This is a genomic window from Mycolicibacterium novocastrense (genome assembly GCF_001499835.1).
Lineage (GTDB): Bacteria > Actinomycetota > Actinomycetes > Mycobacteriales > Mycobacteriaceae > Mycobacterium > Mycobacterium novocastrense.
Genome location: NZ_LQIH01000022.1, coordinates 23,393 through 38,043, shown reverse-complemented (window position 1 = coordinate 38,043; position 14,651 = coordinate 23,393). Strand labels below are relative to the sequence as shown.

Sequence of the window (14,651 nt, the reverse complement as noted above, 5' to 3'; positions counted from 1 at the left end):
ATTGTGCCTTGTGAGGCGCCTGTTGCGCTAGTCTGCGGCGAATTCTCTCAGGACTTCGTCAGATAACGTCCGCCACGGCTTGTACGCCCACTCGCCGAAGTTGCGATCGGTGAGCACGACGAGCGCCAGATCGGCGTCCGGATCGACCCACAAAAACGTCCCTGACTGGCCGAAATGCCCGAACGTGCGCCCGGAGTTGTCCTCGCCGGTCCAGTGCGGGGACTTGTCGCCGCGGATCTCGAAGCCCAGCCCCCAGTCGTTGGGTCGCTGCACACCGAATCCCGGCAGCACCCCGTCCAGGCCGGGAAACTGCACCGAGATCGCCTCGCCGTGCAGTTGGGCGGACACGGTAGCCGGCCGCAGCAGGTCTGCGGCGAACGCCGCCAGATTGGCCGCCGTCGACGTCGCGCCGTACCCCGCGGCGGCCGCGCCCCCGTCGAGCACGCTGTCGGACATGCCCAGCGGTTCGAACACCGCCTCGGTCAGATACCGGTCGAACGCGATGCCCGTCGCCTTCTCGAGGGTCTCGGCCAACACCCCGAACCCGTAATTCGAGTAGACCCGCCGGGCCCCCGGCTCGGCCATCGTCTCCGCCGAGCGCATGGAGTAGCCCGACGCGTGCGCCAGCAGGTGACGCACCGTCGCCCCGGGCGGGCCCGCTTCGGTGTCGAGTTCGACCGCGCCCTCCTCGACGCCGACCTGCACCGCGCGTGCGGCCAGCGGCTTGGTCACCGACGCCAGCTCAAATCGTCGCCGCTGGTCGCCATGCTCGGCCAGCACGCCAGACGGTCCGACGACGGCGGCCGCGGCGTTGGGCACCGGCCAGTCGCCCACGAGATCCAGCGCGCTCATCGCGCCGAGCCTACTTGCGCGCGATGTAGTAGTTGTTGACCGGATCGGACTCGATCTCTCGCACCGAGACGTCGCTGAATCCGGCATCGGCGAGCATCGAGGTGGCGAGTTGATGCCCCCAGCAGGTGCCGAGTCCGGCACCGTCGAGGCCGAGCGAAACCGTCATGCAGTGCATCGTCGAGACCGTGTAGAGGTACGTGGCCAGCGGCACGCCGACGTTGTCCTCCAGGTTGCTCGAGGCCTTGACGTCGACCATGAGCAGGCAGCCGCCCGGCCTGAGCGCACGATAGATGTTGGCCAGCACGGCGGCCGGATCGGCCTGGTCGTGGATGGCGTCGAAAACCGTTATCACATCGTAACTTTCGGGCATGTCCAGCGCCGCAACGTCTGCTGCGACGAAGGTGGCGTTGGCCAGGCCCAGCCGAGCCGCCTCGGCGCGTCCCACGCCGAGACCCTCGTCGCTGAAGTCGATTCCGGTGAACCGGCTGGCCGGGAACGCCTGGGCCATCACGTTGATCGCGTGCCCGCTGCCGCAGCCGATGTCGGCGACGTCGGCCCCGTCGCGCAGCAGCTGTGGCAATCCCTGCGCCAACGGCAGGATGACGTCGACGAGCGCGGCGTCGAACACCTCTCCGCTCTGCTCGGCCATCACCGTGTGGAACCGCGGGTACTCGCTGTAGGACAGCCCTCCGCCGGTGCGGAAGCAGCCGATGATCTTCTGCTCCACCTCGCCCAGCAGCGAAATGAACTGCGCCAACCGCGCGAAGTTGTCCGGGCCCGCGGCGCGGGTGAGGACCGCGGCGCGGTGCGGCGGAAGCCAATAGGTGCCCGCCGCGGGGTCGTACTCGACCGCCCCAGCCGTCACCACACCGCCCAGCCACTCGCGCACGTAGCGTTCGTTGAGTCCCGCGGCCGCGGCGAGCTCGGCGCTGGTGGCCGGGGCGGAATCGGCCATGGTGTCCCACAACCCGGTCTGGTGACCGATCGACAACAGCAGGGCGAGGCTGGCGCTGTCGATCGCGGACACCATCCGCGCGGCGAACTCCTCGGTCGTGTCCGCTGGTCTGTGGTCGATATCGGTCATCGCGGGTTCCTTCCGGCGTGCTGAACTCATGTCCATTGCACAACGGAGTCCGCCGCCGGGCGGTTCAACGGCTAAATCAGTTCGATCGACCTCTTGGCCAGGCCCATCCAGTAGCCGTCGATCACCTGCCGCGCCTGCTGCGCGGGATCGCCGGAGGCGCCGAGCGCGACGAACAGCGGCGACCAGTGCTCGATGGTGGGATGCGCATACGGCATGCCCGGCGCCCGATGACGGAAGTCGATCAGGGCGTCGACGTCGCCGGCGGCGAACATCTCGGCCGCCCACATGTCGAAGTCCGTCGACCAGTCCGGCGGCTCCGCGCCCGGTGACGGGTCGTCGAGGAACGGCAGGCCGTGTGTCGTGAACCCGGACCCGATGATCAGCACGCCCGCGTCGCGCAGCGGCCTCAACCGCTCGCCCAGGTGCAGCAGCGCCTGCGGGTCGAGCCTCGGCATCGAGATCTGCAGCACCGGGATGTCGGCGTCGGGATACATCACCGTCAGCGGAACGTAGGCGCCGTGGTCGAGCCTGCGGTCGGGGTCGTGGCGCACCGGCTCATCGCGGGGCAGCATCGCCTCGATGTGCGCGGCGAGGTCGACGGCGCCGGGCGCGTCGTAGGTCGTCTGGTAGTAGCGCTGCGGGAAGCCCCAGAAGTCGTAGGTCAGCGGGGTCTGCGTCGATGTCGACCCGATCGTCAGCGGCGCGGATTCCCAGTGCGCCGACACGACCAGGATCGCCGCAGGCCGTGGTAGCTCTGTCGCCCAAGCCGCGAGCTGACGCACCCACAACTCGTCGTCGACCAGCGGCGGCGCACCGTGGGAGAGGAACAGCGCGGGAAGCGAATCAGCCATGTGACCGAGTGTTCCCCCAGCCGATAGGTTGTAGTCATGAGTCAAACGGTGCGCGGAGTGATCTCACGAAAGAAGGACGAGCCGGTCGAAGTCGTGGACATCGTGATCCCCGACCCGGGTCCGGGCGAGGTGGTGGTCGACGTCACGGCGTGCGGGGTCTGCCACACCGACCTGACCTATCGGGAGGGCGGCATCAACGACGAATTCCCGTTCCTGCTGGGCCATGAGGCCGCGGGCACCGTCGAATCCGTCGGAGCAGGTGTGACCAACGTCGAACCCGGCGATTTCGTGATCCTCAACTGGCGCGCGGTGTGCGGCCAGTGCCGGGCATGTAAGCGCGGCCGTCCGCACCTGTGCTTCGACACCCACAACGCCGCGCAGAAGATGACGCTGACCGACGGCACGGAGCTGACCCCGGCCCTGGGCATCGGCGCGTTCGCCGACAAGACGCTGGTGCACGAAGGGCAGTGCACCAAGGTCGATCCCGCGGCCGACCCCGCCGTGGCCGGGCTGCTGGGCTGCGGCGTGATGGCCGGGCTCGGCGCCGCGGTCAACACGGGCGCGGTGACCCGCGACGACACCGTCGCCGTGATCGGCTGCGGCGGCGTCGGCGACGCCGCCATCGCCGGGGCCGCCCTGGTCGGCGCCAAGCGCATCATCGCCGTCGACACCGACAACAAGAAGCTCGAGTGGGCACGCGATTTCGGCGCCACCCACACCATCAACGCCCGCGAACTCGATCCCGTGGAGACCATCGCCGACCTCACCGACGGCTTCGGCGCCGACGTGGTGATCGATGCGGTCGGCCGGCCGGAGACCTGGAAGCAGGCGTTCTACGCCCGCGACCTCGCGGGAACCGTTGTCTTGGTGGGTGTTCCGACTCCCGACATGACGCTGGAGATGCCGCTGATCGACTTCTTCTCGCGCGGCGGCTCGCTGAAGTCGTCCTGGTACGGCGACTGCCTGCCCGAACGCGACTTCCCCACGCTGATCAGCCTCTACCTGCAGGGCCGACTACCGCTGGAGAAGTTCGTCACCGAACGTATCGGCATCGACGATGTCGAGGAGGCGTTCCACAAGATGCACAAGGGCGGGGTGCTGCGATCGGTGGTGGTGTTGAAATGAACGGCGGACCGATCGGCCGGGTGGTCATCCACGGGACCTTCGAACTCGACGGCGGCAGTTGGGAAGTCGACAACAACATCTGGATCGTCGGCGACGACTCCGAGGTGGTGGTGTTCGACGCGGCGCACGACGCGGGACCGATTGTCAACGCGGTCGGCGGCCGGCACGTGGTCGCGGTCGTGTGCACGCACGGACACAACGACCATGTGACGGTCGCACCCGAACTGGGCCAGGCACTCGACGCGCCGGTGCTGATGCACCCGGCCGATGACATGCTGTGGCGAATGACGCACCCGGACAGCGACTTCCGCACCGTGGCCGACGGCGACACCCTGCAGGTCGCGGGTACCGAGCTGCGCGCCCTGCACACACCCGGGCATTCGCCAGGTTCGGTGTGCTGGCATGCGCCGGAGTTGAACGCGGTGTTCTCCGGCGACACCCTCTTTCAGGGCGGGCCGGGCGCGACGGGGCGGTCGTTCTCCGACTTCCCCACCATCCTCGAGTCGATCTCCGGGCGGCTGGGAAAGCTGCCCGACCACACCGTCGTCTACACCGGTCACGGCGATTCCACCACCATCGGCGATGAGCTGGTCAACTACGACGAGTGGGTGGCCAGAGGGCACTAGCTAGTCCCCCAGTATGCGGCGCTTCTCCGCGTTGAACTCGGCCTCGGTCAGCGCGCCCGAATTTCGAAGGGCGGCCAGCTGCTTCAGCTGCTCGAGGCGCACGCCCCCATCGTCGGGCTGATACGCCGAGGTGGGCGTCGACACCGCCCGAAGGGTCGGCGGTGCGTCGGCGTTGACGATCTCGTGCGGCGCCAGCGGGCGCGCCACCTTGGCCGCGCGCGCCGACCAGATCAGAGCGGCGATGAGCCCCAGCACCCCCAGCGCGGCCAACCCGCCGAACAACCACGCCAGCCAGCCGTACGAACTGCCGTGCCCGAACGAGAGCCGCGGGTCGATGTACCCGTTCACGCTGCCGTCGGTCGAGACTCGATAGGCGCCGGGCTCGGCGACCTGTACCACCCAGAGCCGCACATGGGTGTCGCTGTTCACGGTGGTTGTCCCGCCGATACTTTCGGTCACCACGGGATCGGGCGCCCCGTCGGGCGCGTCGATGTTGATGCTGAGCGCGGGGATCGGGAAACCACTGGTCGGCTGTCCAGTCGTCACGGTGTGGAAGCTGACCGTCACCTCGCCCGCGGGCAACTCGATGCTGCCGGATCCCGGAATCGGCACTTCGCCGTACGCGTCGAAATCGTCGAGGACGAACGCGTTGAGCACCAGGGTGACAATGAAACCGACGACGGCAGTCACGAGGGTCAACACGGAGACGACGACGGCGACGCGCGGGCCGGCCCTTCCGCTCATGGGCAGAGTTTGGCACGGGCGGGACCTCCCGGCGCGGTGTTGCCACGGATACGTCGACCTCCGTCGGCGGCGACGGCCCGCGGGGACTACCGTCGGATAGGACCGAACCTGTTGTCCGCACGTCACGGAGGTCGCGATGCCCGAGTCCAGCATCGTCGTGCGGCCCGAGCCGATGGAGAGCGGGTCGTACACCGCCGGTTCGCGTCTGCAGGCCGCCGGTCTGCAGGGGGCGATCAAGCTTTTCGAGGAGGCGGCCGCCGCCGTGCCGATCCCGAGGCCTCCGCAACCGTTCGTCATCGCCGACTACGGCGCGTCGACGGGCCACAACTCGCTGCTGCCGATCTGCGCGGCAATCGCGGTGGTGCGCAAGCGGACCCGCACCGACCACCCCACCCTGGTCGTGCACACCGACGTACCGGAGAACGACTTCACCGCACTGTTCCGCACCCTCGCCGAAGATCCGGACACCTATCTGAGCAAGGACTCCGCGGCTTTCGCCTCCGCGATCGGCCGGTCGTTCTACTCGCAGATCATGCCGTCGAGCAGTGTGAACCTCGGCTGGAGTTCATGGGCCGTGCATTGGCTCAGCCGTGTACCCGCGCCGATCCCCGACCACGTCCACGTGGCCTACAGCCGCGACGAGACGGTGCGCGCCGCGTACGCCAGGCAGGCTGCCACCGACTGGCACGAGTTCATCGCCTTCCGCGGTCGTGAACTGCGTCGCGGCGGTCGTTTCGTTGTGATGACGACGGCAGTCGACGACAACGGCGAGGTGGGGTACCGCTCGGTGCTCGACGCGCTGGTCGACGCGCTCGACGAACTGGCCGCCGACGGCTTGCTGACCGCCGACGAGGTGCACCGGATGGGTATCCCGATCGTCGGCCGGCGGGAGCAGGATTTCCTGGCGCCGTTTGCTCCGAAGGGCCGTTTCGAACAACTCGAGATCGAACATCTGGAGATCTTCGACGCCGGGGACCGCTTCTGGCAGCAGTATCAAGTCGACGGCAACGCAACGACTTTCGGCGCGCAGTGGGCGTCATTCGCCAGGGCGGCGGTGTTCCCGATGCTGGCGACCACACTCGAGGGCGGTGCCGCCGACCCTCGGTCAAACCAGTTCTTCGATCGCCTGGAGGCAGGTATGGCGGCCCGGCTGGCCGCGGCTCCCGAGAAGACCCAGATCCCGATGGCGCACCTGGTGTTGACCAAGAAACCGAGAAACCCCTGAGCCGTCAGCCGCCGATGCGGCCGAACGGTGCTACGGAGCCGGTTGACCGGGCAGTTGCGGAGCGGGCACCCACGGCAGCCCCGGAATCGTCGGGTACGGCGCGGTCGGGCTCCACGGCGGCTGCGTGGTCGCCGGCGGTGCCGTCGTGGTGGGCGGCGGCTCGGTTGTCGGGGGCGGCTCCGGCGACGGAGGCGGCGGCTCGGATGTCGGGGGCGGCTCCGGCGACGGAGGCGGCTCGGTGATGGTCTGGGTCACCGGCGGAGGCGGCCGGTAGACGGTCTGGGGCGCCTGGGTGGCCGGCGGTGGCGGCGGCTCGGCGGTGGTCGGTGTCGTGGGCCGCGGGGTGACCGTCATGGGTGGTGTGGTGGTCGCCGGCTCAGGTGCGGACTCGTCGCCGGACATCACCCACAGCACCGCGGCCACCAGCGCGGCCAGCACCACGAGGACGCCAACGGCCAGCGGGACCGCCGGATTGCGGTACCAGGGCACCGGTCGCGGCGGCAGGTCGTCCCAGGATTCGTCGTCGAACTGCATCTGCGGGCGCACGTCGGCGGCGCCGGCCGCGGGCGGTCCGTAGTCGTAGGGATCGGTTGCCGCGACCTCGGGCAGCTCTTCGGCGTCCGACCAGGCCAATGCCCCGAAGGCTTCTGACTGTGGCGACGCTTCGTCGGCCGCAGAGCCGACCTCGGGGGCCATCGCCGTGGCCGCGGCGACGGCAGCACCGGCCCCGGGAGCCGCGGACATCGCGGTCATCCCCTCCTCGACGGTGCCTCGGACGGCGGCCAACCCACCGCCCACCGCCGAAGCCAATTCGGGGTGGGCCGACGTGATCACCGGCGCCCGGAACCGCTCCGAGAGCGTGGTGGTGACGACCGGGATCCGCGCCCCGCCGCCGACCGACGCCACGGCCGCCAGTTCACGAATACCGTTGCGCTCCAGGGTCTCCTGCAGGGTGTTCGCAAACCCCGTGAGAGGTCCGCTCAGCACCTCGTCGAGTTCGGTGCGCGTCAGCCGCACGTCGCTGCGATGCCCGGGCAATTCGGCCACCAGCGAGGTGAACGCCGCGGTGGACAGCCGCTCCTTGGCGCCGCGGCACTGCGCACGCAACCGCGACAGCGAGCCGATCGCCGAGGTACTGGACAGGTCGACGGCCCCGGCCGCCGACAGATCCTCGAGGACGTGGGTCAGCAGCGCCTGGTCGACCAGGTCACCGGACAGGTCGTGGTGGCGGACGGTCTGGCCGATCTGCGTGTAACCGTTATCCGCATCGAACAGGCTGATGCTGGTTCCGGTCCCCCCGAAGTCGCAGAGGGCGATGACGCCGCGGGTGGGCACCCCCGGTTCGTCCTGCAGAGAGGTCAGCGCGGCCACCGCATCGGAGACGACGGGCGCCGGCCGGGGCCGCTGAAACTCGGGCACTGCGGCCAACGCCCCGCGCAGCGCGTCGACGGAGGCGGGCCGCCAGTGTGCCGGGTGCGTCACCGCGATGTTGCCGACGGGGCCCCGGCCGCCCCCGACCGCGTGGAGCATTGCCCGCAGCGCATCGGCGAGCACGACTTCGGCCTTGTGAGTGGAACCGTCGGCGGCGACGATGCCGACCGGATCCCCGACCCGGTCGACGAAATCGGTCAGGATCAGGCCGCGTTCGTCGAGGTTGCGGTTCTCACCGGGCACGCCGACCTCGGGCGGGCGGTGCGGATACAACGTCAGCACCGCCGACCGGGTCACGGCTGATCTGCCCACGACGACGGCGGCCAGGTTGGTCGCGCCAACCGAGAGCCCTACCCCATCGGCCATCAGCGGATGGTGCCTGCGCCCGGAATCAATGGCAAATCCAACGCCGTCACCCAGCCAGGCGAGAGGTCGTTGACCGCGGGCACCGCGTTGAGCGCGCGCAGGCCGGTCGCCAGGCAGCCGGCCGCGGCGGCGTCACGCGCGGAGCCGTCGGTGAACCGGAACGCGGTCTCCTGGAAGATGCTCGGGGTGCCCTCGATGTCGACGCGGTAGACGTCGTTCTCGTTGCCCGACGGCCAGTCGGGTGCGGCGTCGTTGCCGATCCGGTTGACGTGTTCGAGCTGAATGCGGGTCTCGCCCCGGTACACGCCGTTGATGGTGAACCGCACGGCCGCGACGTTACCCGGGGCGATGATGCCCTTCGCGGTCTTGCGTTCGGTCGGCGTGACCCACTTGTCCCATGTGGTGGTGATCTCGTCGAGCATGATGCCCGCGGCGTGCGCGATCATCGGGACCGTTGCGCCCCAAGCGAATATCAGGATGTCGGGATTCTCGAGAAGCGGCCGGTACTCGGGCGGCTTACCGATGCCCATCTCGCGGTCGTAGTCGCCTTCGTAGTTGGTGTAGTCGAGCAGTTCGGAGGCACGAACCTTGCGCACTTCCGAACACAGGCCCATCAGCGTCATCGGGAACAGGTCGTTGGCGAACCCGGGGTCGATGCCGGTGGTCAGGCACGACGATTCGCCGAGTTCGCAGGCCGCCGTGATGGGCTCGATCCAGTTCGGAGGGTTCAGGTGCATGGTGGGCCAGATCCAGGGCGTCATCGCGGTCGAACACACGTCGATGCCCGCCCGCAGGAAGCGGGTGATCAGTGCGATGTTGTCGTCGGCGCGATTGGCCGTCGGCCCGTAGTGCACCAGCGCGTCGGGTTTCAGCGCGATCAGCGCATCGACGTCGTCGGTCGCGGTCACCCCCAGCTCCGTGCCCAGCCCGCAGATGTCACCGACATCGCGGCCGACCTTGTCCGGGCTGCTCACGCCGACGCCGACCAGCTCGAACAGGGGATGTTTGACGATTTCGGGGATCACCATCTTGCCCACGAAACCGGTGCCCCAGACCACTACACGCTTGGTGCCGGAATCCCCAGATCTCCCAGTCACTGCTCGCCTCTCACTCGGCCCCGCTCTAACACCATAGGGGCGTCACCGTCGCGACGGATCGGACGCTACAGATTGATCGGATCGGGTGGTGGCACCGTCCTGGTGCTGTCTTTGAGGGCGGACTTGAACTGCATCGCCCGGTAGGGCCAGCCGGTCGCCGTATTCCACTGCGAGACAACCAGTCCGACACCGCCGTCGATGTCGAAGCGCGATCCCGGCAGCAGGTACCCGCCGTAGAGCTGGGCGACCCGGCTGCCGGCATGGTCCTCGTCCTCCCACGCCGATCCGAGGACGGGCATCTGGACCGGCGTGGTGTGCATGTTCGCCACCGGTGACTCCACGACGCGGTAGCCGAGCGCGTACTTCGACGCGAGAAATCCGCCGAGGACCCATTTCCCCGGCCCGACGCGACGCAACGCGAGCTCGCCCCATCGCTCACCGACCGGTGTGATGGGCGTCGCCGATGTCCCCCACGACCACCTCGTCCCGTCGAAATGCCAACTGACGTAACGGGTCCTGTCGCCGATGTGCTCCGGACGCACCCGCATCAGCACGATGCCCTTGTCGCGCTGGAAACCGGTCGCCGCCACGTACACCCAGTCGTCGTCGGGCTCGTAATCCCATGCCCAGCACTGTGCGTGACCGCCGTGCAGGTCGGCGGGGAACTTGGCCCTCTCCCCCAGATGGGTCCAGCTCACGCCGCTGTCGGGCGAGTGCCAGATCTCGGTCCAGGCGACGTTGCCGAAGCCGCGGTTGACGATGGCGTGCAGATACATCGATCCGCCGACGGTCAGCAGGTCCGACGGGATCACCGTGCTGATCCCGCCGCGACGCCAGCCGGTGCCCGCGTCGTCGTGCTCGTAGTGCCACAGTTGACGCGCGTAGCCGGGATCGCTGCCACCGGCGCGTTCGTAGACGATCGGGTGGTCGGCGTCGCCGGTGCCGATCAGGACGACCGGGGACCGCCAATCGCCGAGGCCGACCCGGGGACCCGAGAAGGTGTCGCCGAACACCGAGACCAGCTTCCCGTTCGGCGCGAGCACCGACGCGCCGAGGTCGGTGCACGTGACACCCCATCGATCGGTCAGCCCGGGACCGGTCAGATCGAGGGCCTTGCCGTTGAGGAGTGGCAGGCGGGCCCGCCCGCTGGGGCCGAGCCCGCGCCCGGCCGCTCCGCCGATCGACGGGTTACCAGGCACCTAGTAGCAGAGCCGCAGACCGCCGGGTTCGCAGATCAGCGGGTACGGCGTGACGGGAATCGACAGCGGTTCCTTGAACGTCAGCGTCAGCGGCAGCTCGACCATCCCGGGCTGCTCGCCGCACACCGCACCGTGGATGATCCTGGCGCGCCCGGTGAGAGTGGCCCCGTTGAAGGAGTAGATCTCCTTCTGCAGCGCGGTGCTGCCGTCCGGGCAGTTGCGGATCGAGTCGAACGTGTTCGCCTTGAATGTCCACTCGCCGCCGACCATGTCGGCCTCGGCGCCACCGCGGCCCGCCGGCGTGACCTTGAGCCTGCACCCGACCGGCAGGATCAGCGGCTCGCGAAGGTCGCCCACCGTCGGCACGCAGATCGGGAAGATCTCCCAGGTCGTCTCGGCCTGGCCGGCGATCCTGACCGTGTAGACCCCTTCGGGGGTATCGGGAGATTTCACGTCGCCCTGGCCGGCCGCGGTCCCCACGGCACTGAATGTCAGCCCGAGCGCGAACGCCACGACGCCCAACGTCCGCGCGATCGTCTTGGTCACCTCGTGCCCCTTCAGCCGTCTACCGTGGTGTCGAGTATCTCAGTGTGCACGCGGCGTCGTCACCCCTTTCCCCGGCTCCGGGTTTCGGCGGTCATCGCCGGAGGGGTAGAGGCATGAAACGACTGGTGGAAGTACTGGCCACCGTGGTCGTCACCGCGGTCGTGACGGTGCTGGCCGGGTGCTCCACCGGTCAGGGCGTGGATCTCGGGGAGTCGTCGAACAACCTAGTCGCCGCCATCGCCGGTGAACCCGACCAACTGGACCCGCACAAGACCAGCGCGTACTTCTCCTTCGAGGTGCTCGAGAACGTCTTCGACACGCTCGTCGAACCAGATGCCGACCTGGAGATGCGGCCCGCCCTCGCCGAATCGTGGGAGGTCAGCCCGGACCAGCTGGCGTGGACGTTCCATCTGCGGCCGGGCGTGACGTTTCACGACGGCAGCCCGTTCACCGCCGAGGACGTCGTGTTCTCGTATCGGCGCATCATCGACGAGCAGTTGGCCAACGTCGACAAGTTCAGCGCCGTCACCGACGTGCGCGCCGTCGACCCGATGACCGTGGTGATCCAGGTCGAACATCCGACGCCCAACCTGCTGACCAACATCGGCGGGTTCAAGGGCATGGCGATCGTCTCGCGCCGCAACGTCGAAAGCGGTCAGATCGCCACTCACCCGGTGGGCACCGGACCGTTCGCCTTCCGGTCGCAGAAGAGCGGCGACTCGATCATCTTGACCGCGAACAAGGCGTATTGGCGCGGCGCCCCGAAGGTGGGCGGTGTGACGTTCCGGTTCATCTCCGAACCCTCGACCGCGCTGTCGGCGCTGCAGGCCGGTGAGGTCGACTGGACCGACTCCGTCCCGACGCAGCGGGTCGCGCAGCTTCGTGACGACGACTCACTGCATCTGGAGGTGACCGCCAGCAACGACTACTGGTATCTCGCGCTCAACGAGGCGCACAAGCCGTGGAACGACGCGCGGGCACGCCGGGCCGTCGCCTTCGGCATCGACCGCGCCGCCATCGTCGCGGCCACCAGCTACGGCACCGCGGCCGCCAACCAGCTCGCCATCCCCGAAGGCAACCCGTGGTACACCGCCTACGACCGCTACCGCTACGACACCGACACCGCCCAACGGCTTCTCGACGAGGCGGGGGTCGGCGATGTCGATCTCGACATGCTGGTCACCAGCGAATACCCCGAGACCGTGACCGCAGCGCAGGTGATCGCGGATAACCTTGCGCCGCTGGGCATCACGGTCAACATCCGCACCGTCGACTTCGCCACCTGGCTCGACGAGCAGAACTCCGGCAACTTCGACATGCTGATGATGGGCTGGCTCGGCAACATCGACCCCGACGACTTCTACTACGCCCAGCACCATACGAACGGGACGAGCAACGCCCAGAAGTTCTCCAACCCGGAGGTCGACCGCCTGCTGGACGCGGGGCGCGTCGAGACGGACCGGCAGGCACGTTTGGAGCTGTATCGGCGGGCCGCAACGATCATCGCCGACGAGGTGAGCTACATCTACCTGTACAACCCGTCGGTGATCCAGGCGTGGGTGAGAAACCTGTCGGGCTACGAAGCCCGCCGCGACGGTGCCGTGCGCTTCCGCACGGCGAGCCTGGCCGGGAGCGAAACCTCATGATCGGCTTGCTCACTCACCCGATCGCGCGGTTCTTGGCGCGCCGGTTGGCGTATTCGGCGGTGGTGCTGCTCGGCGTGCTGGTCGTGAGTTTCGCGCTGGTGCATCTGGTGCCCGGCGATCCGGTGCGCATCGCGCTCGGAACGCGTTACACACCGCAGGCCTACGAGGCGTTGCGGTCGGCCAGCGGCCTGGACAAACCGATCGTCGAGCAATTCCTGTCTTACATCGGCAACGCGCTGACCGGCGATCTCGGGGTCAGCTTCCGCAACGGCGACCCGGTGACGGTGATTCTGCTCGAAAGACTGCCCGCCACAGTGTCACTGGCGGCGGCCGGAATCGTCATCGCGCTGCTGATCGCCATTCCGGCGGGGATCTGGTCGGCGCTGCGCGAGGGCCGGGTCAGCGACGCACTCGTGCGGGTGGGCAGCCAGTTCGGGGTGTCGGTGCCCGACTTCTGGATGGGCATACTGCTCATCGCGCTGTTCGCCTCGACGCTGCACTGGCTGCCCACCTCGGGCTACCGGCCGCTGTTCGACGACCCCGTGGGGTGGTTGCGCCATTTGATCCTGCCCGCGCTCACCGTCGGCCTGGTGGCGGGCGCGATCTTGACACGCTACGTGCGCTCGGCGGTGCTCGAGGTCGCCGCGATGGGTTATGTGCGTACCGCGCGCTCGAAAGGGCTTGCGCCGCGGGTGGTCACACTGCGCCACACCGTGCGCAACGCGTTGATCCCGATACTGACCATCACCGGCATCCAGTTGGCCACGATCCTGTCCGGGGTGATCGTCGTCGAGGTGGTGTTCGCCTGGCCGGGTCTGGGCCGGCTCGTCTACAACGCGGTGGCGGGGCGCGACTATGCGGTCATTCAGGGCACGGTGCTGTTGATCGCGGCGCTGTTCCTGTTGATCAACCTGATTGTGGACGTGCTCTACGCCGTCGTCGACCCGAGGATCAGGTTGTCATGACAGCTCCCGCCGGGTCGAGCAGCAGGGTGTCCTCGCTGCGTCTGCTCATGGGCAACCCCGTCACGATGGTCAGCGCCGTCCTGCTCCTGCTGATCGCATTCGTCGCCGTCACCGCCAATTGGATTGCGCCGTACGGGATCAACGACGTCGACGTGCCGAATGCCCTGCAACCGCCCCGCGGGGCGCACTGGTTCGGCACCGACGAACTGGGCCGTGATGTGTTGTCGCGGGTGCTGGTGGCGACGCAGGCATCGATGCGCGTGGCCGTGGTTAGCGTGACGTTCGCCGTGGTGGTCGGTGTGACGGTCGGCGTGCTCGCGGGCTATCGCGGCGGCTGGCTCGACACCGTGTTCATGCGCGTGGTCGACGTGATGTTCGCGTTTCCGGTGCTGCTGCTGGCCCTCGCCGTGGTGGCGATCCTCGGTCCCGGTGTGACGACGACGATCCTGGCGATCGGCATCGTGTACACGCCGATCTTCGCCAGGGTGGCGCGCGCCAGCACCATGAGCGTGCGCGTCGAACCGTTCGTGTCCGTGTCGCGCAGCATGGGCACCGGGCATGTGTACATCCTGGGCCGCCACATCCTGCCCAACATCGCCGGACCGCTGGTCGTGCAGACGTCGCTGTCGCTGGCCTTCGCCATCCTGTCCGAAGCGGCATTGTCGTTCCTGGGGTTGGGTATTCAGCCGCCGCAGCCGTCGCTGGGCCGGATGATCTTCGACTCGCAGGGTTTCGTGACCATGGCTTGGTGGATGGCGGTGTTCCCCGGTGCGGCCATCTTCGTCACGGTGCTCGCATTCAACCTGCTCGGCGACGGTCTGCGCGACGTCCTCGATCCCCGGCAGCGCACGCTCGCCGAAACCCGCCGGAAAGGGATGTCGCAGTGAGCGATCC

Annotated in this window: 14 protein-coding genes; 6 read left to right on the top strand and 8 right to left on the bottom strand. The window is 68.4% G+C overall.

Features of this window, described 5'->3' with window-relative positions:
• Positions 1 to 27: 27 nt before the first annotated feature.
• From AU072_RS16260 to AU072_RS16250, 3 genes are all read right to left on the bottom strand, one after another.
• Entirely contained in the window at positions 28 to 852 is an 825-nt protein-coding gene (locus AU072_RS16260) for a serine hydrolase domain-containing protein (protein WP_064414740.1), read from the bottom strand.
• Positions 853 to 862: 10 nt separating this feature from the next.
• Positions 863 to 1,936, bottom strand: a complete 1,074-nt coding sequence (locus tag AU072_RS16255) for a class I SAM-dependent methyltransferase (RefSeq protein WP_064414757.1) — start codon at positions 1,934 to 1,936, stop codon at positions 863 to 865.
• Positions 1,937 to 2,007: 71 nt separating this feature from the next.
• Positions 2,008 to 2,787 (bottom strand): dioxygenase family protein, encoded by a 780-nt coding sequence (locus tag AU072_RS16250; protein ID WP_064414739.1) that lies wholly within the window; start codon positions 2,785 to 2,787, stop codon positions 2,008 to 2,010.
• A 36-nt stretch (positions 2,788 to 2,823) separates the two neighbouring features.
• On the opposite strand from AU072_RS16250, the gene AU072_RS16245 reads away from it, so the two are divergent.
• Positions 2,824 to 3,912 carry an S-(hydroxymethyl)mycothiol dehydrogenase gene (locus AU072_RS16245; protein WP_064414738.1) on the top strand — a complete coding sequence of 363 codons (1,089 nt, stop codon included), beginning with the start codon at positions 2,824 to 2,826 and terminating at the stop codon, positions 3,910 to 3,912.
• A complete protein-coding gene (locus tag AU072_RS16240; protein ID WP_064414737.1) occupies positions 3,909 to 4,538 on the top strand; it encodes an MBL fold metallo-hydrolase in 630 nt (209 codons plus the stop codon). The genes AU072_RS16245 and AU072_RS16240 overlap by 4 nt, the downstream gene beginning before the upstream one ends.
• Here AU072_RS16240 and AU072_RS16235 read toward each other — a convergent pair whose 3' ends face one another.
• Positions 4,539 to 5,282, bottom strand: a complete 744-nt coding sequence (locus AU072_RS16235) for an SHOCT domain-containing protein (protein ID WP_064414736.1) — start codon at positions 5,280 to 5,282, stop codon at positions 4,539 to 4,541.
• A gap of 136 nt (positions 5,283 to 5,418) precedes the next feature.
• Here AU072_RS16235 and AU072_RS16230 point away from each other — a divergent pair, with 136 nt between their 5' ends.
• The gene (locus tag AU072_RS16230; protein WP_064414735.1) at positions 5,419 to 6,507 is read left to right on the top strand and encodes a class I SAM-dependent methyltransferase; all 1,089 of its coding nucleotides are present in this window, start codon (positions 5,419 to 5,421) and stop codon (positions 6,505 to 6,507) included.
• 30 nt (positions 6,508 to 6,537) lie between these two features.
• Here AU072_RS16230 and AU072_RS16225 read toward each other — a convergent pair whose 3' ends face one another.
• The 4 genes from AU072_RS16225 to AU072_RS16210 form a co-directional block, all read right to left on the bottom strand.
• The gene (locus AU072_RS16225) at positions 6,538 to 8,304 is read right to left on the bottom strand and encodes an Hsp70 family protein (protein ID WP_064414734.1); all 1,767 of its coding nucleotides are present in this window, start codon (positions 8,302 to 8,304) and stop codon (positions 6,538 to 6,540) included.
• Positions 8,304 to 9,332, bottom strand: coding sequence for an NAD(P)H-dependent amine dehydrogenase family protein (locus AU072_RS16220; protein ID WP_064414756.1), 1,029 nt, complete (start codon positions 9,330 to 9,332; stop codon positions 8,304 to 8,306). Before AU072_RS16220 ends, AU072_RS16225 begins: the two co-directional genes overlap by 1 nt.
• A gap of 134 nt (positions 9,333 to 9,466) precedes the next feature.
• A complete protein-coding gene (locus AU072_RS16215) occupies positions 9,467 to 10,534 on the bottom strand; it encodes a glycoside hydrolase family 183 protein (protein WP_064414755.1) in 1,068 nt (355 codons plus the stop codon).
• 66 nt (positions 10,535 to 10,600) lie between these two features.
• The gene (locus tag AU072_RS16210) at positions 10,601 to 11,146 is read right to left on the bottom strand and encodes a hypothetical protein (protein WP_064414733.1); all 546 of its coding nucleotides are present in this window, start codon (positions 11,144 to 11,146) and stop codon (positions 10,601 to 10,603) included.
• A 113-nt stretch (positions 11,147 to 11,259) separates the two neighbouring features.
• On the opposite strand from AU072_RS16210, the gene AU072_RS16205 reads away from it, so the two are divergent.
• Genes AU072_RS16205 through AU072_RS16195 form a run of 3 tightly spaced genes read left to right on the top strand, consistent with a single transcriptional unit; the run spans position 11,260 to position 14,644 of the window.
• Positions 11,260 to 12,792, top strand: a complete 1,533-nt coding sequence (locus AU072_RS16205) for an ABC transporter substrate-binding protein (RefSeq protein WP_064414732.1) — start codon at positions 11,260 to 11,262, stop codon at positions 12,790 to 12,792.
• A complete protein-coding gene (locus tag AU072_RS16200) occupies positions 12,789 to 13,757 on the top strand; it encodes an ABC transporter permease (protein ID WP_064414731.1) in 969 nt (322 codons plus the stop codon). Before AU072_RS16205 ends, AU072_RS16200 begins: the two co-directional genes overlap by 4 nt.
• On the top strand, positions 13,754 to 14,644 hold the full coding sequence (locus AU072_RS16195) for an ABC transporter permease (protein WP_064414730.1): 891 nt from the start codon (positions 13,754 to 13,756) through the stop codon (positions 14,642 to 14,644). Before AU072_RS16200 ends, AU072_RS16195 begins: the two co-directional genes overlap by 4 nt.
• The last annotated feature ends 7 nt before the right edge of the window (positions 14,645 to 14,651 follow it).